The following is a 20,569-nucleotide window of genomic DNA, read 5'->3' on the forward strand; positions in this document are numbered from 1 at the left end:
GACAAAGGCCTGAGGGCGATCATCAGCTTGGCCGGCATGCCGACCCGTGTAATCTGGACGGCCCCAAGCCACAGTATGATCGCCCTTGTCCCCTTCCATCGCGCCGAAAGCTGACGCCGCTCAGCTGATCGAGACCATCTACGCCGTCGCCGCGCGGCCGGAGCGATGGGAAGAGATCATCGCCGCCGTGGGCGCGGCGCCCGGGACCGGGCCCGAGGCTGACGCGGCCCTGGCCAATCTCCGCGGCCTGGAAGACGTCCAGGCAGGCGGCAAGCCGGACCTCGGCGTGATCCTGCTGTCGCCGACCGGCGGCGTGGTCGGCTGGAACGGCGCGGGCGAGGCGGTGTTCCGCGATCGTCTGGGGGTGGTCGAGAGTCGGGGCCTGCGCTTCTTCAACCCGTCCAATCATGAAGCCCTGGCTCACGCCCGGGACAGGCTGGCCGACTCCCGCGCCAACCAGGTGATCGTCAAGTTCGTCCAGGCCGAGGATGACGACCCGCACTTCGCCTATATGGCGCCGCTGTCGGCCACGCCGGCCGAGATGATCATCGACATTCCCGGCGCCGACCGCGCCTCGGCGGCCCTGATCTTCCCGGCGGTGGAGGCTACCGACCATCTCTGGCGCACCATCCGCGAGAGCTTCGGCCTGACCCCGGCCGAGACCCGACTGGCGGCGCGGCTCAAGGACGGCCTGACCCTGAAGGAAGCGGCCGAGGACCTGAACGTCTCCCTCAATACCGTGCGCAACCAGCTGCGGGCGGTGTTCGAGAAGATGGGCCTCAACCGCCAGAGTGATCTGGTCCGGGCGCTCGCCCAGCTCAGCGCCCTGTCGTCGTCCCTGCAGTCGGCCGCGCCGGCCACCGTTGCGGCCACCGAGGCCGGCGCCCGGGCCTCTGCGCCGCCCGTCCTGACCCATCGCCTGCCCGACGGCCGCGCCCTGGCCTACCGGATCTATGGGGCCCCGGCCGGCCAGGCCTGCATGATGGTCCACCAGGGCCTGGGCTCGAGCCTGCTCCCCCGAGGCACCGATCAGCTCGCCCGCGACCTGGGCCTCCACATCGTCTGCGCCGAGCGCCCCGGCACCGGCCGTTCCGATCCCCGGCCGGAGCTCAGCTTCGCCGCCGTCGCCGATGATCTCGTCGATCTGACAAACGCCCTGGGCCTGGAGCAGGTGCGGGTGGCGGCGTTCATGAACGGCGTGGCGTTTGCTCTGGCCTATGCAGACGCCCTGGGCCCGCGGGCCGAGCGTCTTCTGCTGGCGTCCGGCCGCCCCACCGGCGCGGAGCCCGAAACCGAGCGGGACCTGCGTCATCCCATCATCCTGCTGCGTCGGCGCCTGGCGCGCTCGGCCTGGGCGGTGGGGCCGCTCTACGCCCTGCTGCGCCGCAGGCTCTCGCGCCGCCAGGTGGAGACCATGGCGCGCACCGCCGCCTCGGCGCCCGGCGACGGCGCCTATCTGCGCAGCCATCCCGACGTAATCACCTACATCCACGACTATATGAGCGAGGGCCTAAGTCGCGGCTCCAAGGGCGCGGCCCGCGAACTGGCGCTCTGCGCCAACACGCCTCGCCTGGATCTGCCGGCCCTGAGCGCGCCGATCAGCGTCTGGTACGGCGCCGACGACCCCGGCGGCTCGCCCGAGCAACTGCTGGCCTGGCTGGGTCGTCCCTGCGCCGAGGTGCGCGTGGTTCCAGGAGTCGGCCACTATCTGGCCCACAAGCACTGGCCCGACATCCTGGCCTGGCTGGCCGCCGACGAGGTCGATTAGGGCAAGACGTCCTTGAGCGCCGCGATCAACGCTTCGATGGCCTCAGGCGTCGTGGCCCACGAGCACATGAAGCGCACCGAGCCGTCGATGAAGCGGTAGACGAACCAGCCGCTGGCCTGCAGGCGCTTCAGGGTCGCCTCGTCCATCTCCACGAAGACTGCGTTGGCCTCCACTGGATGGCGCAGGGGCAGGCGCATGAGCTCGGCCAGGCGGCGGGCCATGGCGTTGGCGTGGGCGGCGCGGCTCACGAAGGCGCCGCTCTCCAGCATTCCAATGAATGGCGCAGCGTAGAAGCGGCCCTTGGACGGCAGCTGGCCCGACTGCTTCAGGCGCGCGTCGAAGCGGGGGACGAGGTCCTTGCGGAAGATGACGATGGCCTCGGCCGGCGTCATGCCCGCCTTGGTCCCGCCGATCACCAGCAGGTCGACGCCGAGGCCCGCGATGGCCTTGAGGTCGAAGCCGGCGGCCGCGGCGTTGGCCAGCCGCGCCCCGTCCAGATGAACGCCATAGCCCCGCTCGCGGACCGGCGTGGTCAGCGCCAGCAGGGCTTCAGTGGAATAGACCGTGCCGTATTCGGTGGCGTTGGTCAGGGAGAGCGCCGCAGACGGCTGAGCGTGGGCGCTTTCGGGGCGGGCGAGGGCGGCCGCCAGAGCCCGGGGATCGATGCGTCCTGACTGACCCTCCAGCCCCTGGATCGCCAGGCCGTGGCCGAAGAAGCCAGGTGCGCCGGTCTCGTCAGTGGCCACATGGGAGTCGCGATGGGCCAGGACGCCTTCGAAGGGCCGGGCCAGGGCCGCCAGGCAGATGGAATTGGCCGCCGTGCCCGAGGTGACGAAGCGGACCTCTGCGTCGGCGTCCAGCATCTCCCGGATCAGATCGGCCGCCCGGGCGGTGTTGGCGTCCGCCCCATAGCTCGCGGCGAAGCCGGAATTGGCGGCGTTCAGGGCGGCCATAGCCTCGGGCGCGGCCGGGGCGGTGTTGTCGGAGGCGAAGTCGTAGCGGGGGCTCATCCCGCCGTTCTACCCCAGGCCCTCACATCGTCCACGAAGAGATCGGGCTCCTCCATGGCGGCGAAATGGCCGCCGCTCGGCATGTCGGTCCAGCGGACGATGTTGTAGCCGCGGTCGGCGAAGGATCGGGGCGGGGCGGGGTAGAGGGCTTCGCCTGGGAAGTTGGCGAAGGCGGTCGGCGTCTCGCACCGCTGGCCAGGCTGCAGGGCGACGCCGCCCTCTTCCAGCATGCCGCGATAGTACCAGGCGCCGGTCGCGAAGCTGTCGGTCATCACATAGAGCATGATGTTGGTCAGCAGCTGGTCCTTGGAATAGACCGCCTCAAAGCTCTTGGTCCGCAGGTCCGACCAGTCGTGGAACCGCTCGACGATCCAGGCGGCCTGGCCCACCGGGTTCGAGGCGCCCAGCCAGGCCAGGGACTGGGGCTTCGACGCCTGCAGCCGGAAATAGGCGCCCATCACATCCATCATGCCGGCCTGGCGGGTCATCCAGGCGGTCTCTTCCGGCGTCTGCGGGCCGCCCGGCGCGCGGAAGGCCATCATGTTCAAGTGGATGCTTCGCACATGGGCGGCGTGATCGAGCCCCAGCCACGAGGTGATCATCGAGCCCCAGTCGCCGCCCTGCGCCAGATAGGTCGAATAGCCGAGCACGTCGGTCATCAGGGTGTTGAACAGCCGCGCCGTGCTCCGCTGGCCCATGGGCCGTGACGGCTTGGACGAGAAGCCGAAGCCGGGCAGGGAGGGAATGACGAGGTCGAAGGCGTCGGCCGGGTCGCCGCCGAAGCGGGAAGGGAAGGCCAGCTTCTCGATCACCCCCCAGAACTCGTAATGCGAGCCGGGCCAGCCATGGGACATCAGCAGCGGCCGCTTGCCGCCAGCCTCGCCCACCACATGGACGAAGTGCAGGTCGAAGTCCTCGACCCGGGCGGTGAACTGCGGGAAGCGGTTGAGCTTGGCCACCGCGCCGCGCCAGTCATAGGCGTCCGTCCAGTGATCGCAGAGGCCCTTCAGCCAGGCCCCGTCGCAGCCATAGGCCCAGCCGTCAGCAACCTCAGGGATCGGCGGCCACTCATATCGGCTCACCTTGTCCAGCACGGCCGCGACCCGGGTCTCGCCCCAACGGACCTCGAACGGTTTCACCTGGCTCACGGCGCGCTCCCTCATGGCTTCTTGTGAGGCGAGGGTGCCCGGCTTGACCCAGGGCGCGTCAAGGCCGATCAGCCGGTGGGGCGCAGACCGCGCGATATGGCGGGGATCACCTCGGCGATCAGCTTGCGGGCCCCGCCCGGCGGCAGCTTGCCCACCATTTCCAGCACGATGCAGCCATGGGTCGAGGCCCAGAACATCTCGCCGATCCGCACCGGGTCGCCGGCCAGATGGCCGGTCTCCACCAGGCTGCGCACATACTGGCTCATGGTCTGGCGCGCCCGGCCGGCTGCGCGGGCCAGGTCCGGATAGTCGACCTCATTGGGCTGATACATGTCGAACATCAGCTTGTAGGTCTGGGGATGTTCGAAGGCGAAGGTGACATAGGCCTCGCCCACCGCCGCCCCCTTGGCCCGGGCGTCGCCCGGCTGGGCGTAGGCCGCCTCCAGCGCCTCGGCGAACCGGTCGAAGCCGGCCGTACGCACGGCGGCCAGGATGTCGTCCTTGTCCTTGAAATAACGATAGGGGGTCATGGGGCTGACCCCCAGCGCCGAGGCCAGCTGGCGCATGGTCACGGCTTCCGGACCCTTTTCGGCGAACAGTTGCTCGGCCACCTCACACAGCCGGTCACGGAAATCGGCGACGTCGGACTCGGAAAGGATGCGGGGCATCGGGCTCGCAGGACGGGTTGATCAGCAGGGGTGCGACTCCCTCACTGTTACATTTACGTCGTAAAATCAACCAGGATCGCCTGCGGCCCGCCGCCGCGCCGGAGATGGCCGTCCTTTAGGCCTCCACCTCGAAGGTCATGCCCGCATTGGCGCGCAGGCGCTCCACCAGCTTCATTCCCATGGCCGCGCCTGGCGTCCAGACGCCGCCCGGCGTGTCCAGGGCCTCGTTGATCAGGCAGATGGCCGCCTCCCCGATCATCTTGGAGGTGCAGCCATAGCCGGGATCCTTGTCGCCGGTGACCGCCACGCGCATCTGCTCGCCGCCGTCGCCGAGTCCGATGAACAGGACGTCGAAGAAGCCGGTCTCCCGCTCTTCCTTGCTCGGGCCTTCCCCGGGCTTCGGGCCGCCCTCGGCGCCGAGCGCCGGGGCCGGCGGGGCGTTGGGATCGACCACCACCATCTCGTCATAGACCAGGTCCTCGCCATAGGCGTGGCCGGTCAGCAGGTTCGAGCGGTGGACATTGCGGGTGTTGATGGCGGCCATGACGAAGGGGCCGACCGTGGCCCCCAAATCGGCATCTTCCTCCACCTTGTCGCCTCGGGGCTGCTCGGGCCCCTTGAAGCCCGGCGTCAAGGCGAAGGGATCGATCATCAGGGCCAGCAGGCTGGGGTCCTTGGACAGCGCCGCCATGGTCGCCTTGAGGCTGGCGGCGGTGCCGCCGGAGAAGCCGCCCTTCATCTTGCGCACGCGCCCCTTCACCCGGGGCAGGGCGTGGCCGAACTTCGCCTTGGCCTCCTGGGCCAGATAGAAGACGCCGAGCTCGAAGGGGATGGAGTCGAAGCCGCAGGAGAAGACGATCCGCGCGCCGGTCTCTTTCGCCTTCGCCTCGTGGGCGTCGATCATGTGGCGCATCCACACCGGCTCGCCGCAGAGATCGAGATAGTCGGTCCCGGCCAGGGCGCAGGCGGCGACCAGGTCGTTTCCGTAGAGCTGATAGGGACCCACCGTGGTGATCACGGCCTTGGTCCGCTCGACCATGGCCTTCAGCGAAGCCTTGTCGTCGGCGTCGGCGGTCACCAGCGGCGTTTCGGGCGGCGCGCCGATCTCGTCGCGGACAGCAGCCAGCTTGTCGGCGCTGCGCCCGGCCATGGCCCATTTGACCTCAGCCCCGACGCCGTAGCGCTTGGCCAGGTGTTCAGCCACCAGCCGGCCGGTGAAGCCGGTGGCGCCATAGACGATGATGTCGAACTCGGCGTCTTGTCTCACAGGGCGTCCTCCGTCTGGTCCTGGGCCACGAAGCCCGGCCAGTTGTTCATATAGGTGATGAAGGCTGGGCTCAGGCCCTCGGCCGCCAAGTGGGCGCGGCTGACGGGCAGGGCGACCGGCTGGAAGTCCGCATCGGCCTGGACCTTCCGCGGATAGTCGTGGTGCAGAACGGCGGCCCGGCCGATCAGCACATAATCGGCGCCGGCCGCCAGGGCGTCGCGGGCCTGGGCCGCGGTCATGATCTTGCCGGCCACGCCCAGGCGCACCTCCTTGCGAGGCAGCTTGGCGAAGTAGGACATCAGGCTGGCGCCCTTGAACTCGGCCTCTGTGGGCTCCTTACGCACGTCCCACAGCGACATGTCGAGGAAGTCCAGGGCCGGATGGACCAGCATCTGGGCGGCCAGGTCACGGATCTCGGCCAGCTTCAGGCCGAAGCGCTCCGGCGACAGGCGCAGGCCCAGCAGGAAGTCCTCGCCGCAGCGGGCGCGGATACCCTCGACGATCTCGACGACGATCCGGGCGCGGTTCTCGGGCGAGCCGCCATAGGCGTCGGTGCGATGGTTGAGGTCCGGCGACAGGAACTGGCAGAGGATGTAGCCGTGGGCGCCGTGGACCTCGACCCCATCGAAGCCCGCCTTCTGGGCGCGCTCGGCGCCGGCGATGAAGGCCTCGATCAGGTCTGCAACCTCGGCCTCGCTCAGCGCCCGCGCGCCGGTCTCGGGATCGTCGGAGGGGCAGACCGGCGCCTCGCCGATCAGCTCCCCCGGCGAGCGGTTGCCGGCGTGGTGCAGTTGCAGGACCGCCACGCTGCCTGCCGCCTTGATTGCGGCCGCCAGGCGAGTCAGGCCCGGAAGATGGTCATCGGAGAAGACGCCGAGCTGGCCGGGAAAACCCTGGCCGATCTTCTGGACGTGGGAGGCGCAGGTCATGGTCAGGCCAAATCCGCCCTTGGCCCGCATCGTCAGCCAGTGGAACTCCTCGTCCGACAGGGTCCCGTCGGCATGGCTCTGGGTGTTGGTCAGCGGCGCCAGCATGAAGCGGTTCTTCATCGCAGGTCCGTGCGGGAAGCTGAGGGGCGCAAACAGGTCGGGCTGGGCCATGATCTCGTCTCCGGCGTCAGGTGAACCCCGTTCATAGACGAGGCCGCCCTCTCGACGAAGGGGCGCCGTTGCGGAAGGCCCGGCTTGTATCCCTCGCCACAGCGGGCCATCCAGGGGCCGACAGCAAGTTCAGGAGGTCACATGCGCGCCGTCTGGTACGACAGGACTGGTCCCGCCCGAGAGGTGCTGCAACTGGGCGATCAGCCCAAGCCCCAGGCCGGCCAGGGCCAGGTGCTGATCGCGGTGAAGGCCTCGGGCGTCAATCCCTCCGATGTGGGCATGCGCGGCGGGGCGTCCGGGGCACCCATGGCCTATCCGAAGATCATCCCCCACAGCGATGGCGCCGGCGTGGTCGAGGCGGTGGGGCCGGGGGTCTCGCCGGCCTGGGTCGGGCGTCGCGTCTGGTTCTATAACGGCCAGCGCAATGGGCGAGCCTTCGGGGCGGCGGCGGAATACATCGAGCTGGACGTGGACCTGGTCCGCGCCCTGCCTGACGAGGTGTCCTTCGCGCAAGGGGCGACCCTGGGCATTCCCTGCATGACGGCGCACCGGGCCCTGTTCCTGGCCGGCCCGATCCAGGGGCGCACCGTCCTGGTGACCGGCGGGGCCGGCGCCGTGGGCCACTATGCGGTTCAGCTGGCCAAGTGGGCCGGCGCCAGGGTGATCTCGACGGTCTCCAACGCCGAAAAGGCCGAGCGGGCCCGGGCCGGGGGCGCCGACCACACCATCGACTATCGCCGCGAGGACGTGGCCGCCCGGGTGCGGGACCTGACTGACGGCCAAGGCGTGCATCACGTGGTCGAGGTGGACTTCGGCGGCAACGCTGCGGCCACCCTGGCCAGCGTCAGCCTGAACGGCTCGGTGGCCTACTACGCTACCAAGGGGAGCCGCGAGCCGACCATTCCGGCCGGCGTGCTGATGGGGCTGAACCTGTCGATCCACGGGGTCTATCTGCCGGTCAGCCCGCATGAGGCCAGGCGCCGCGCCCAGGCCGACATCACCGCCTGGATCGGCACCGGCCAGGCCATCCTGTCGGTGGCCGGGACCTATCCGCTGGAGGCTTGCGCCGCAGCCCATGAGGCGGTGGAGGCCGGGACCAAGGTGGGCACGGTGGTGGTCGAGCCGTGACCACGCCCAAGGACGCGATCCTCGCCCGCCGACGGCTGACCAACAAGCTGATCGCGGCCAAGGAGGCGGCGCGGCTGAGGCCCTTCTTCATCCCCGGGGTGAATGTGATCGTCGGCGACGGATCGCTGATCAGCGGGGTGGAGGCGGTGGGCGCCGCCTTCGCCGCCCAGTTCGCCGATCCCGACTTCGCCGCCTTCGTCCGCACGCCTGAGGCGGTGGAGCTGGACGCCGACGGCGAACGCGCCGCCGAGCGGGGCGCCTGGGTGGCGGTCTCCCGCAGCCAGGGCGAACACATCGCCGGCTGGTACCTGGCCGCCTGGACCAAGGTCCGCGGTCAGTGGCTGATCGAGAGCGAGACCTTCGTCACGCTGCGGGGGTGACGGACTCCGGCTTGCGATAGGCATAAAGCAGCAGGATCTGGGCGACGATAATGAAGATGGCCGCGCCCGACAGCAGGAAGGCGTCGTCATAGACCTTGGGCGAGAGGACGAACTCGCCCTTCATCACCTTGCGCCAGCCATTGAAGTGCTGGGTCGATCCCACCACCAGGCCGAACACCGCCAGGATCGAGCCCAGATAGCGGGCGATCCAGAAGCCGGGATTGGGCGTCAGCATCAGCAGGCCGAGCAGGCCGATCACCGTCCGCTGCGTCCGGCAATAGGGACAGACATAGACCATGCCGGTGAGTTCGGCCGTCCAGGTCAGGATGCTGATCGCTACCGCGATCAGACCCAGCAGGCGCATCCGCCGCGTCCAGAAGTCGAGTTCAAGCATGGTGTCCCCCCAAGGCGCGCAGGCTGTGCGAACACCTTAGGCGGAGCCAAGGCCGCCGCCAATCACAAGATGTAATAATATAACAGATTAGCCGCCGGCCTGAGCCGGCGGCACGCTCACCTAGACCAGCGCCCCGTGGCAGTGCTTGAACTTCTTGCCCGAACCGCACGGGCAGGCCGCATTCCGGCCGGTCTGCTCCCAGCCCGCGGGCAGGGATGATATCGGCAGCGCCTCGCGCTGGTCCCGGGCCATGCCGGAGGGCAGGGCGCCGGCCGTGGCGGCGTTCTCGCCGGTCAGGGGGTCGAGGTGCACCTCGACCAAACGCTCCGGCGGGGGCGGCGCGGCGGGCGCTGGCTCAACCTGGATCTCCACGGTCATCATCCACTTGGTGACGTTGTGGCGCAGGTCGGTGAGCAGCTTCTCGAACAGGGAGAAGGCTTCGGTCTTGTACTCGTTCAGGGGATCGCGCTGGCCATAGCCGCGCAGGCCGATGACGTTGCGCAGATGGTCCAGGTGCATCAGGTGCTCGCGCCACTGCAGGTCGATGGTCTGCAGTAGGAAGCTCTTTTCCAGCATCCGCATCCGCTCGGGGCTCAGCATAACCTCGCGCTCGGCGGCCCGGGCCTCGGCGGCCTGGGTGATCCGCTCGTGAATCTCTTCGTTGGCGATGCCGTCCTCGGCCGCCCATTCGCGCACCGGCAACTCCAGGCCCAGCAGTTCGCGGACCCGTTCATCAAGGCCTTCCATATCCCACTGCTCGGCATAGGCCTTGGGCGGCAGGTGGCGGTTGACCAGGTCCTCGATGGTGTCGGCGCGCATTTCGGCGATGACGTCGGTGAGGTCCTGGGCCTCCATGAACTCCTGGCGCTGCTCGAACACGGCCTTGCGCTGGTCGTTCACCACGTCGTCGTACTTGAGCAGGTTCTTGCGGATCTCGTAGTTGCGCTGCTCGACGCGCTTCTGGGCCGTGGCGATGGCGCCGTTCAGCCACTTGTGGGTGATCGCCTCGCCTTCCTGGACGCCGAAGGTGCGCATGATCGAGTCCAGCCGGTCGCCGGCGAAGATGCGCAGCAGATCGTCCTCGCAGGAGAGGAAGAACTTCGAGCGACCCGGGTCGCCCTGGCGGCCCGTCCGGCCGCGGAGCTGGTTGTCGATCCGGCGGCTCTCGTGGCGCTCGGTGCCCAGGACGTAGAGCCCGCCCGCGGCCAGAGACTTTTCCTTGAGATCGGCGATGTCGGCCTCGATCTCGTCGCGGCGGGCCTGGGCGGCCTCGGCGTCAGGCTCGATGCCCAGGCCGCGCTGCTCGTCGCGCCACTTGGCCAGGCGCAGGTCGATGCTGCCGCCCAGCTGGATGTCGGTGCCTCGGCCGGCCATGTTGGTCGCGATGGTCACCGCGCCCGGTACGCCGGCGTCGGCGACGATCAGGGCTTCCTGCTCGTGATAGCGGGCGTTCAGCACATTGTGCGGGATGCCGGTCTGGCTCTGGCCCTGGTATTCGAACACGTGGGTCTTGAGCATTTCCGACAGCAGTTCGGACTTCTCGATCGAGACCGTGCCCACCAGGATCGGCTGGCCGCGGACATAGCATTCCTCGACCTGCTTGAGGATCGCCTGGTTCTTCTCGGCGGCGGTGCGATAGACCTCGTCGTCCTCGTCCACCCGGGTCACGGGCCGGTTGGTGGGGATCTCGACGACTTCCATCTTGTAGATGTCGCCGAACTCCTGGGCCTCGGTGGAGGCGGTGCCGGTCATGCCCGACAGCTTCTTGTAGAGGCGGAAATAGTTCTGGATGGTCACCGAGGCCAGGGTCTGGTTCTCGGGCTGGACGCGGGCGCCTTCCTTGGCCTCGATGGCCTGGTGCAGGCCTTCGGACAGGCGCCGGCCCTGCATCATGCGGCCGGTGAACTCGTCGATCAGGATCACCTCGCCGGCGCGGATGATGTAGTCCTTGTCGCGGGTGTAGAGGACGTTGGCGCGCAGGGCCTGGTTCACATGGTGGACCGCCGAGACGTTGGCCGGGTCATAGAGGCCGGCTGAATCCTCAACCAGATGGCCGCTCTGTTCCAGCATCTCCTCGATGCGCTCGGAGCCGACCTCGGTCAGCAGAACCTGGCGCTGCTTCTCGTCGAGATCGAAGTTCTCCGGGTCCTTGATCAACTCCTTAACCAGGACGTCGATGGTCTTGTAGAACTCGCTGCGGTCCTCGGTGGGGCCGGAGATGATCAGCGGGGTGCGGGCCTCGTCGATCAGGATGGAGTCCACCTCGTCGACGATCACGAAGTTATGGCCGCGCTGGACCATCTCGCTCATCTCATAGGCGAGGTTGTCGCGCAGATAGTCGAAGCCGAACTCGTTGTTGGTGCCGTAGGTGATGTCCGACTGATAGGCGGCCTGACGCTGGCCCTGGGACAGGCCGTGGACGATGACACCCACGCTCATGCCCAGGAAGGTGTAGATCTGGCCCATCCATTCGGCGTCGCGTTGGGCCAGGTAGTCGTTGACCGTGATCGCGTGGACGCCCTTGCCCTCGAGGGCGTTGAGATAGACCGGCAGGGTGGCCACCAGGGTCTTGCCCTCGCCGGTGCGCATCTCGGCGATGCCGCCCCGGTGCAGGACCATACCGCCCACCATCTGTACGTCGAAATGGCGCAGGCCGATGGTGCGCTTGGAGGCTTCGCGGACCACCGCAAAGGCTTCTTCCAGCAACTGGTCCAGGGTCTCGCCCTTGGCCAGCCGGGCCCGGAACTCTTCGGTCTTGCCGCGCAGGGCCTCGTCGGAGAGGGCCTCAAGCTGGGGTTCGAAGGCGTTGATCTTGGCGACCCGCGCCTGGAAGGCCTTGACCTTGCGGTCGGGTGCGGAGCCGAAGAGCCGTTGGAAGAACATGTGTGGGGGCGTCCGAGAATGCAGTCGATGCGGGGTCGCGGGCGTTTCGCACGGCGCGCCGTCTGACCTTCGCCTGCCCGGAGTCCCGCTCTTTGAGCGAGGCCGAGACTTAAGCAGCGGCCCCCCCAGTGTCAACGCAGGGGCGGCAGACAGCGCCGAACGCCGCGCCTTAGCCTGTCGCTTTGACCGCGGTCAAAGCTGGGCCGTCCTGGATCAGCCCGATCATGGTCTGGATCAGCCGGGCCGGCAGGATGGGCTTGGCCACATGGGCCGTGGCGCCGGCGGCCAGGGCCTCGGCGACGTGGTGGGTCATCGCATTGGCTGACAGGGCGATGATCGGCACGGGGGGCGCGATTTCGGCCTGTTCCAGCTCGCGGATTCGTCGGGTGGCGCTCAGACCGTCCAGAACCGGCATCTGCAGGTCCATCAGGACGATGTCGAACCGCCCCGGCGCGAAAGCGTCCAGAGCTTCCTGACCGTTTTCGGCATAGGTGGCCTGGGCCTGGACCAGATCCAGGACCATGGCCACGATCCGCCGGTTGTTGGGGTTATCCTCGACCACCAGCACTCTCAGGTGCTGGGGATGAAGCGGCCCGTTGGTTTCGGTGGCCGCAAGCCCTGCGTCCCGCACCCGTTTCGCGCGGAAGGTCGCCTCGAAGGTCGAACCCTCGCCGGGCGTGGAGCGCCAGGTGATGTCGCCGCCCATCATCTCGGCGAGGGAACGGGAGATCGCCAGGCCCAGGCCGGTGCCGCCGAACTGGCGGGTGATGGAATCGTCCCCCTGCTCAAAGCGGTCGAACAGCTGCGCGCCGCGCTCCGGCGTGAACCCGCAGCCAGTGTCGGTGACCCGCATGATGATCAGGGCGTCCTCGGGGCCATCCTCGGCCGAGACGTGGAGCGCCACCTCGCCGGCCTCGGTGAACTTCACCGCATTGTTCAACAGATTGCCCAAGACCTGCCGCACGCGCAGGCTGTCGCCCTCGAACAGGCCCGCCGCCCCGGGCTCGATATGGGCTTGGAAGGTCAGCCCCTTGGCGTCGGCCTTGGCGGCGAACAGATCGATCATCGCGTGGAGCGTGGGTCCGAGATCGAAGGGCTTGCGCTCCACATCCAGCTGGCCGGCCTCGATCTTGGCGAAGTCCAGCACGTCGTTTAGCAGCCGCTCCAGCATCCGCCCCGACTGGGCGATCAGCTGGGCCATCTCCTGCTGCCGCGGAGCCAGCTCGGTCATGGCCAGCAGATCGGCCACCGCTGTGACGCCGTTGAGGGGGGTGCGGATCTCATGGCTCATATTCGCCAGAAAGCGCGACTTGGCCTCGCTCGCCTCCACGGCGGCCTGGCGGGCGATATCTGCGGACCGTGCGGCTTCGGACAGGCGTCGGCGCTGGGCCGCCGCCTGAGTCTGGGAGACCAGCAGGCTCAGGCGCGAGACCAGGGCGCCGTCGCGGGCGCTATAGGCGCCGGGCTCATGGCTGCAAAGGACCAGCAAGCCAGGGCCCGAAGCCGCCAGGATGGGCGCGTAGATGCCGGCGCCCGGAAGGGGCGAGAGGCCCTCACACTGACCCCACTCCGGCACCCGCCGATTGTCAGGCACAACAGCGGCCCGACCATGGGCCACGCGGCTGAAAAAGCCGCCGCCGGGCCAGTAGGCGCCGACGGCGGCGGCATCTGTGGCGCCGGTGCACACGAAGCCCTCGCCCTCAGGCTCGATCACCAGGGCCAGATTGAAGGTCACGCTGCGGCTCAGGAGATCGAAGACGCGAGCCTGCAGCGCTGCGGGATCCTCCTGCCCCTGGAGCGCCTCGAGTCCGCTGAGGACCAGATCCTGCTCACGGAGACGTTCGCGCAGGGCGGCCTCGATCTGCTTGGCCGAGGCCAGGGCCTCCCGGAGTTGTTCCTTGTCGAGGTCAAACATCGTCAGCCGAAGGTCAGGGCCGAGACCATGAGGTTGCCGTGCCGGTTGCAGCTGTCGACGATCGCGCCCTGCTCGCCGAAGGTGAAGGCGCCGAGGAATGGGGCGCCGGGCATGGAGCGGCGGATCTCCTCGACCACCTCGTCCATCTGGTCGCGCACATGCAGCATGCAGCCGCCGCAATAGATCACCAGACCGCCGAGGCTGTCAGCGCCTCGCCAGCCGCCCATGGCGCAGGCGTCGTCGATCACCAGGCCGGCCCGCTTGACCAGGGACTCCGGCGAACCGCGCATCATGTGCACCACGTCGCCTTCGCTGATGTCGGTGAACAGGGAGAGGTCGCCGGCGACGCCGAGCAGGGCCGGGTGGGACAGGACGAACATCGGCACGCCCTGCACCTCGGCGGCGACCCGACCCAGGGGCGTGGGCGTGCTCATGGCAAGGATCGCCCCGGCGCCGTCGCAGCCGACGACGCCTTCGGTCCAGTGGCCATAGACCTCGCCCGCCGGCCGGTGGTCGATCTCCAGCACCTGCCGGTCCTGGGCGCGGGTGACCACCCCGAACAGCCCGGTGGGGGCGTAGCCGCTCTGGAAGGCGGCGCCATGACGGGTGCTGGGAAAGAGCACGGCGACCACCACATGGTCCTGCAGCACGCCCTCGCTGGCGAACTGCCGCCAGGCGCCGGCGATGGCCTCGTCGGCCGAACTGCCGCCGATGATCGGGGTCCTGGCGCCGATCACTGACTGGATGCCGGCCAGCACGCCTTCTTCGCAACCCGGCGGCTGACAGCACCAGACCAGGGTCGGGATCTCGAAATCGCGGCCAGCGGCGACCAGGGCGCGTGCCACCGCCGTGGCGCCTGCGGCCTGGGCGTCGTCACCCAGGGCGGAGGCTCCCACCCCATAGGCCCCCTCGGGATCGACCAACCCCAGGACGCCGACAGCGCCGTCGGGGCCGCAGTGGAAGCCCTTTTCGGTCATCACCCCGGCGCAGGAGGTGCCGCCGATGATCTGAGCGCCGGGCAGGTGGGCGCTCAGCGCGGCGACAAGGGCCGGCTCGGCGCGGTGTTCGGTGGCGTAAAGGACGAGGAGCTGGGGAGCGCCCCCGAGCTGGCCATGCAGGGCCCGCGACGTCTCGAAGGCGGCCTGCTCGGCGCAATCGGCGAGACTGAAGGCGGTGGCGATCTTCATGACGGCCTCCTGCGGTTCAAGATCGATCAGGTCGCCTCCCGGCCAGGACGGCCGGCAAGCAGAACAGGATCGAGAACTACAGCAGGAGCGGTAAAGGAATTCCTCGGGGCGCGCGCCGAAACGCTGCGCCCCGAGGAACAGGTCGTCTGGTCTTTAGTAGACTTCGAACAGGCCGGCCGCGCCCATGCCGCCGCCGATGCACATCGACACCACGACGTTCTTGGCGCCGCGGCGCTTGCCTTCCTGCAGGATGTGGCCCGCCAGACGCGCGCCGGTCATGCCATAGGGATGGCCGATGGCGATGGAGCCGCCATTGACGTTGTACTTCTCCGGGTCGATGCCCAGCTGGTCGCGGGAATAGAGGCACTGCGACGCGAAGGCTTCGTTCAGCTCCCACAGGTCGATGTCGTCGATCTTCAGGCCATGACGCTCAAGCAGGCGCGGAATGGCGAAGACCGGGCCGATGCCCATCTCGTCGGGCTCGCAGCCGGCGACGACCCAGCCCTTGAAGGCGCCCATGGGGCTCAGGCCCTTCTTTTCGGCGGCCTTGGCTTCCATGATCACCACGGCGGCGGCGCCGTCCGACAGCTGGCTGGCGTTGCCGGCGGTGATGAACTTGCCCTCACCGCGGACCGGCTGCAGCTTGGCCAGGCCTTCCAGGGTGGTTTCGGGACGATTGCACTCGTCGCGATCGACCGTGTAGTCGACGATGGTCTCTTCCTTCGTCTCCTTGTTGACCTGCTTCATCTTGGTCTTCATGGGGACGATTTCGTCCTTGAACTTCTGCGCCTGCTGGGCCGCAGCCATCCGCTGCTGGGATTCCAGCGAGTACTGGTCCTGATACTCACGGCTGATGTTGTAGCGCTCGGCGACGATGTCGGCGGTGTCGATCATCGGCATGAAGATGGCCGGATACTCTTTCACCAGGGCCGGGTCGATATTGTCGCGACCGCCGCCGCCGCCGGGGATCGACAGGGACTCCACGCCGCCGGCGACGACCGCATCGGCGCCGTCGTTGCGCACATAGTTGGCCGCCGTGGCGATGGTGTTCAGCCCCGACGAGCAGAAACGGTTGACCGTGGAGCCGGAGGTGGTGATCGGCAGGCCGGCGAGCAGGGCCACCTGGCGCCCGAGATTGCCCGCGCCATGGGACACATTGCCCATAATGCAGTCTTCGATCTCAGAAGCGTCGATTCCCGAACGCTCAACGGCGTGTTTCACCGCATGCGCGCCCATGCTCATGGTCGGGGTCATGTTGAAGCCCCCGCGGCCCGACTTGGCGAGCCCCGTGCGGGCATAGGAAACGATTACGGCTTCGCGCATACGAAATTCTCCCAAATGAATGTGATCCGGCGGCCCGCTTGTGCTGCGGTCGCCTGGCTATGATCGCGGCAACCTTTGCATCCCGCGAGGGAAATGGCTAGGGACGGACTGCGCCCGCGGTCTCGTCCCGGGCCCATGGGAAGCAGCCTATGATCGTTGAAAAGCCCTCTCGTTTCGGAGGCTTGGCGGCCCTTCTGGTGGTCGTCGGTCTCACCCTGGCCGCCTGTGGAGATCGCGGGGGCGATGATCGTCCGCCCCAGCCTGGGGACGAAGCCGTCGCCCGGGTCGACGGCAAGGCCGTCTGGGCCTCCGACGTCAAGCGCGAGGCCGTGGCCCAGGGCCTGATCGGCGAAGGCGAGCCGCTGGATATCTCCTCGGACCTTTTCCGCCGGGTGCTGGACGAGGTGATCGATCAGAAGCTGCTGGCCGCCGAAGCCCTGTCGCGCAATCTGGACGAGGATCCGGTGGCCCAGCGCCGTCTGGCGGCCGCCCGCGAACGCATCCTGGGCGACATGCTGGTGGAGAGCGTGGTCTCCGACGCCGTCAACGAGAACGCCATCCGCGGCCTCTATCAGGAGCAGCTGAAGCTGGCCCGCCAGTCCGAGGAGATCCGCGCCCGGCAGATCGTGGTGGCGACGCCGGAGGAGGGCGAGGCGGTGAAGAACCTGCTGACCACCGGCGCCTCCTTCGAGGCCCTGGCCATGGAGCGGTCCACCGATGCGGCCACCCGGTTCAACGGCGGCGACCTCGGCTATTTCACCACCGATGTGATGCCCGAGGCCTATGAGGGCGCGCTGAAGGAAGCCAAGACCGGCGAGATCGTCGGCCCCTTCGAGGTCGAGGGCGGCTGGGCCGTGGTGCGGATCGAGGACCGTCGCCTGGAGGAGCCGATCACGCTGGAGGCCGCTCGTCCGCAGATCATCCGCTTCCTTACCTATGATCAGGTCCGCGACCTGTTGGAGAAACTGCGCGGGCGGGCCAAGGTCGAGACCCTGATCGGCGCGGGCGAAGACGTGCCCGGCGCGCCGGTGGAGCCTGCCGATGCGGCCCCCGAAGCCCCCAAGGCGGCTGAAGCGGCCAAAGCGCCAGCGCCCGCCGCCAAGACCCCCGCCCCCAAGAGCCCAGAGGCCAAGTAATGGCGCGCAAGGACAGCGGTCCGGCCAAGACGCCGAAACCGGCGGCGACGCCCGCCAAGACGGCGCCTCGGGCGAGCGAAAGCGTCACCGAGGCGGTCGGCCAGAAGATCGAGCGCGCGCTCGACCCCCTGGCCAGCGCCATCAAACGCGCCGCCCTGAAGCGCGCGGACAAGACCAGCCGCGCCCTGGACTCTGCGCCGCAGGCGCCGAAGCCGGCCAAGGGCGCTCTGCCCGTCTCGCCTCTGGTCGTGCCGTTTCCCGCCATGGCCCCCGTGGCCGGCGTGCGTCTGGCGACCGGCCGGGCCGGTTTCTACAAGCATGAGCGCGACGACCTGCTGGTCATGAGCTTTGATCCCGGCACGACGGCGGCCGGCGTCTTCACCCGCCACAAGGTGGGGTCGGCCCCGGTGGACTGGTGCCAGAAGCAGCTGGCCGCCACCAAGGGGACCGAGGTCCGCGCCCTGGTCGTCAATGCCGGATGCGCCAATTCCTTCACTGGCAAGCCCGGCGCCGATGCGGTGCGCCGGGTGGCCTCGGCGGTCGCCAAGCGGTTCGACTGCCGTCAGCGCGATGTGATGGTGGCCTCCACCGGCGTGATCGGCGTGCTGCTGGACGACGCCAAGATCACCCAGCGCCTGCCGGAGGTGGAGCAGAAGCTGACGCCGGACGGCTGGGCTGGGGCGGCCCGGGCCATCATGACCACCGACACCTTCCCAAAGGGGGCCGTGGCTGAGGCCGAGATCGACGGGACCAAGGTGCGGATCGCCGGCATCTGCAAGGGCTCGGGCATGATCGCGCCCGACATGGCCACCATGCTGGCCTTCGTGGTCACCGATGCGGCCATCGCCGCGCCGGCCCTGCAAAGCCTGGTGAACCTCTATGTGCGCACCACCTTCAACTGCGTGACGGTGGACGGCGACCGCTCGACCAATGACACCCTGATGCTGTTCGCCACCGGTCAGTCCGGCGCGCCCAAGATTTCCCGGGCCGGCGACAAGCGCCTAGCCGACTTCCGCGACAAGCTGGAGGGGGTGCTGATGGACCTCGCCCAGCAACTGGTCCGCGACGGGGAGGGAGCGACCAAGTTCGTCAAGATCACCGTCGCCGGCGCCGAGAACCCGGTGTCGGCCCGCAAGATCGCCCGCACGGTGGCCGAGAGCCCCCTGGTCAAGACCGCCTTCGCCGGCGAGGACGCCAACTGGGGACGGATCGTCATGGCGGTGGGCCGGGCCGACGAGCCGGTGAACCGCGACGCGCTGTCGGTCCGCTTTGGCGAGCACTGGGCCGCCCAGGATGGCCTGATCTCGCCCACCTATGACGAGGCCAAGATGAGCGCCTACATGAAGCGCCAGGAGCTCGAGGTCTTCATCGATGTGGGCGTGGGCAAGGCCAGCGCCAGCATGTGGACCTGCGACCTGACCAAGCAATACGTGGCCATCAACGGCGACTATCGGTCCTGATCTAGCTCCGCTGAGACGCCGCGGCGCGCAGGGTGTCGCGCAGGGCCTTCTCGGAATAAGGCTTGCTGATGATTGTCACGCCCGAGAGGTGATCTGGAAGTTCGGCCTGATCGCCGAAACCGGTGCCAAAGGCGAAGGGGATCTTCTCGGCCGTCAGCCGCTCGGCCACCGGCAGGCTGGTCTCTTCCCCCAGGTTCAGGTCGAGGAAGGCGAAGTCCGGCCGGTCGCCGGCGATCGCGTCGAGGGCGGCGGCGACGTTGGAGGCCATGCTGACCTGACCCACGCCGAGCTTCTGCAACACGCCCTCCAGATCGAGCGCGATGATCATGTTGTCCTCGACCACCAGCACGTGGTTCGGACCCGCCAGGCGGCCGTCAGTGGCCGGCGCAGCCGTCTTGCCCGGCTCGGCTGGACGACCCTCCACGACAAAGCGGCCGGGGACTCGAAGCGCCACCCTCAGGCCTGAGGGATCGAAGGTCACCTCGGCCTCGCCCCCCAGCTCATGGGGGATGGAACGCTCGATGATCGTCGAGCCGAAGCCTCGCCGCGAGGGAGGTTGAACCGCCGGTCCACCCTCCTCGCGCCAGGCCAGATCCAGGGCGCCCGACGCGTCGGTGGTCCAGCTCACATGCACCTTGCCGCGGCTGTCGCACAGGGCGCCGTACTTGGCCGAATTGGTCACCAGCTCGTGGATCACAAGGGACAGGGTCGAGAAGGCCTGCGGCTCGATCAGCACGTCAGGCCCGGACAGGATCAGCCGATCGGCCTTGGCCGCCAGATAGGCCTCGGCCTCGCTGCGGATGAGGTCGGTCAGGGCGCCTGGGCCCCAGTGTTGCTGGGTGATCTGGTCGTGCGCCCGGGCCAGGGCCTGGACCCGGCCGGAGACCACCTCGAAGAACTGCTGAACGTCGGTGGCCCCGTCGCGGCTCTGGGAGATCAGGCCGCGGATCAGGCCCAGGATGTTGCGCACCCGGTGGTTCAGCTCGGCGATCAGGATTTCCTGCCGGTGCTGGGCCTTGCCGCGCTCGGCATTGGCCAGATCGGTCAGGCGCATGACCACCTCGAGCAGGGTCAGCCGCAAGCTGTCCACGGCCGCCAGCTCCGAGGCCGACCAGGGTTTGGACTGGCCCCGAACCGTTTCCTTCCAGGTTTCGAAACTCTGTCGCGGAGTCAGTCGGGCGCCGAGCGGTCCGACGGTCACCGCCTTGTTGGGATCGCCGGCCCACGCCACATCGCGGACGACCTCGGCCCGCTGGAAAATCAGATAGTCGCCGGGCTCCCGCGACAGCGGCACGGCGATGACGCCGGCGGCGTCGCGCCAGTCCTCGGCCTCCGGCAGATGCGCCCCCAGGTGGTGGGTGTGGAACACCCCCAGCGTGGGGCGGGCGTCCAGGAAGGCCACCAGGGTCTGCAGCCGGTCTGCCTCCAGGCTGTCCCCATGGCGGGCGGTCTGGCCGCCCATATGGAGGCTCACGCCTTCACACGCCGCCAGGCCGCAGAGCTCGCCCAGGAACGGCGTCAGGCTCTCTGGCCCAGACGCCGTGGCCACCGAATTCACCAGACGGTCGTGCAGGTTGCGTGCGCGCTCCACATGGCGGGCCTCGATCTCCTGCTCGCGGCTTTCCAGCATGTAGGAGAAGATCTGGCCAAACAGCTCGGCCGCCGTGCGACGTTCGTAGGAGACGTGGTGGGGGCCGTAATGGTGGCAGGCGAACAGGCCCCACAGCCGTCCCTGGTGGAGGATGCTGATCGACATTGAGGCCTTCACGCCCATGTTGCGCAGATATTCGAGATGGATCGGG

At 68.5% G+C, this 20,569-nt stretch carries 16 protein-coding genes; 5 read left to right on the plus strand and 11 right to left on the minus strand.

What is annotated here, in order from left to right; translation table 11 throughout:
• The first annotated feature begins 85 nt into the window (after positions 1-85).
• Positions 86-1,768 carry an alpha/beta fold hydrolase gene (locus V7702_RS07835; protein ID WP_335649555.1) on the plus strand — a complete coding sequence of 561 codons (1,683 nt, stop codon included), beginning with the start codon at positions 86-88 and terminating at the stop codon, positions 1,766-1,768.
• Here V7702_RS07835 and V7702_RS07840 read toward each other — a convergent pair.
• The 5 genes from V7702_RS07840 to V7702_RS07860 all read right to left on the minus strand — a co-directional run bounded on the left by V7702_RS07840 (position 1,765) and on the right by V7702_RS07860 (position 6,961).
• A complete protein-coding gene (locus tag V7702_RS07840) occupies positions 1,765-2,778 on the minus strand; it encodes a threonine aldolase family protein (RefSeq protein ID WP_335649556.1) in 1,014 nt (337 codons plus the stop codon). The genes V7702_RS07835 and V7702_RS07840 overlap by 4 nt on opposite strands.
• Positions 2,775-3,926, minus strand: a complete 1,152-nt coding sequence (locus V7702_RS07845; protein ID WP_335649557.1) for an epoxide hydrolase family protein — start codon at positions 3,924-3,926, stop codon at positions 2,775-2,777. Before V7702_RS07845 ends, V7702_RS07840 begins: the two co-directional genes overlap by 4 nt.
• Positions 3,927-3,994: 68 nt before the next feature.
• Complete coding sequence (locus V7702_RS07850) at positions 3,995-4,594, minus strand: TetR/AcrR family transcriptional regulator (protein WP_335649558.1); 600 nt, start codon at positions 4,592-4,594, stop codon at positions 3,995-3,997.
• Between the two features lie 115 nt (positions 4,595-4,709).
• Positions 4,710-5,861 (minus strand): saccharopine dehydrogenase family protein, encoded by a 1,152-nt coding sequence (locus V7702_RS07855; protein ID WP_335649559.1) that lies wholly within the window; start codon positions 5,859-5,861, stop codon positions 4,710-4,712.
• The gene (locus tag V7702_RS07860; RefSeq protein WP_335649560.1) at positions 5,858-6,961 is read right to left on the minus strand and encodes an NADH:flavin oxidoreductase; all 1,104 of its coding nucleotides are present in this window, start codon (positions 6,959-6,961) and stop codon (positions 5,858-5,860) included. The genes V7702_RS07855 and V7702_RS07860 overlap by 4 nt, the downstream gene beginning before the upstream one ends.
• 141 nt (positions 6,962-7,102) lie before the next feature.
• Between V7702_RS07860 and V7702_RS07865 the strand changes: the two genes are divergently transcribed.
• A complete protein-coding gene (locus V7702_RS07865; RefSeq protein ID WP_335649561.1) occupies positions 7,103-8,089 on the plus strand; it encodes an NADPH:quinone reductase in 987 nt (328 codons plus the stop codon).
• Positions 8,086-8,469 carry a nuclear transport factor 2 family protein gene (locus V7702_RS07870; RefSeq protein ID WP_335649562.1) on the plus strand — a complete coding sequence of 128 codons (384 nt, stop codon included), beginning with the start codon at positions 8,086-8,088 and terminating at the stop codon, positions 8,467-8,469. The genes V7702_RS07865 and V7702_RS07870 overlap by 4 nt, the downstream gene beginning before the upstream one ends.
• On the opposite strand, the gene V7702_RS07875 is transcribed toward V7702_RS07870, so the two are convergent.
• The 5 genes from V7702_RS07875 to V7702_RS07895 all read right to left on the minus strand — a co-directional run bounded on the left by V7702_RS07875 (position 8,453) and on the right by V7702_RS07895 (position 16,171).
• Positions 8,453-8,863, minus strand: coding sequence for a hypothetical protein (locus tag V7702_RS07875; RefSeq protein ID WP_335649563.1), 411 nt, complete (start codon positions 8,861-8,863; stop codon positions 8,453-8,455). The genes V7702_RS07870 and V7702_RS07875 overlap by 17 nt on opposite strands.
• A gap of 120 nt (positions 8,864-8,983) precedes the next feature.
• Positions 8,984-11,746 (minus strand): preprotein translocase subunit SecA, encoded by a 2,763-nt coding sequence (gene secA / locus V7702_RS07880; protein WP_335649564.1) that lies wholly within the window; start codon positions 11,744-11,746, stop codon positions 8,984-8,986.
• Positions 11,747-11,915: 169 nt separating this feature from the next.
• Complete coding sequence (locus V7702_RS07885) at positions 11,916-13,661, minus strand: ATP-binding protein (protein ID WP_335649565.1); 1,746 nt, start codon at positions 13,659-13,661, stop codon at positions 11,916-11,918.
• 2 nt (positions 13,662-13,663) lie between these two features.
• Entirely contained in the window at positions 13,664-14,848 is a 1,185-nt protein-coding gene (locus V7702_RS07890) for an FIST signal transduction protein (RefSeq protein WP_335649566.1), read from the minus strand.
• A gap of 153 nt (positions 14,849-15,001) precedes the next feature.
• Positions 15,002-16,171 (minus strand): acetyl-CoA C-acyltransferase, encoded by a 1,170-nt coding sequence (locus V7702_RS07895; protein ID WP_335649567.1) that lies wholly within the window; start codon positions 16,169-16,171, stop codon positions 15,002-15,004.
• 149 nt (positions 16,172-16,320) lie between these two features.
• Here V7702_RS07895 and V7702_RS07900 point away from each other — a divergent pair, with 149 nt between their 5' ends.
• Positions 16,321-17,307 carry a peptidylprolyl isomerase gene (locus V7702_RS07900; protein WP_335649568.1) on the plus strand — a complete coding sequence of 329 codons (987 nt, stop codon included), beginning with the start codon at positions 16,321-16,323 and terminating at the stop codon, positions 17,305-17,307.
• On the plus strand, positions 17,307-18,767 hold the full coding sequence (gene argJ, locus V7702_RS07905) for a bifunctional glutamate N-acetyltransferase/amino-acid acetyltransferase ArgJ (RefSeq protein ID WP_335649569.1): 1,461 nt from the start codon (positions 17,307-17,309) through the stop codon (positions 18,765-18,767). The genes V7702_RS07900 and argJ overlap by 1 nt, the downstream gene beginning before the upstream one ends.
• Position 18,768: 1 nt before the next feature.
• On the opposite strand, the gene V7702_RS07910 is transcribed toward argJ, so the two are convergent.
• On the minus strand, positions 18,769-20,569 hold a 1,801-nt coding region (locus V7702_RS07910; RefSeq protein WP_335649570.1), incomplete at its 5' end, for an HWE histidine kinase domain-containing protein.

Origin of the sequence: Phenylobacterium sp. (genome assembly GCF_036963605.1) — a bacterium.
Classification (GTDB): domain Bacteria; phylum Pseudomonadota; class Alphaproteobacteria; order Caulobacterales; family Caulobacteraceae; genus Phenylobacterium.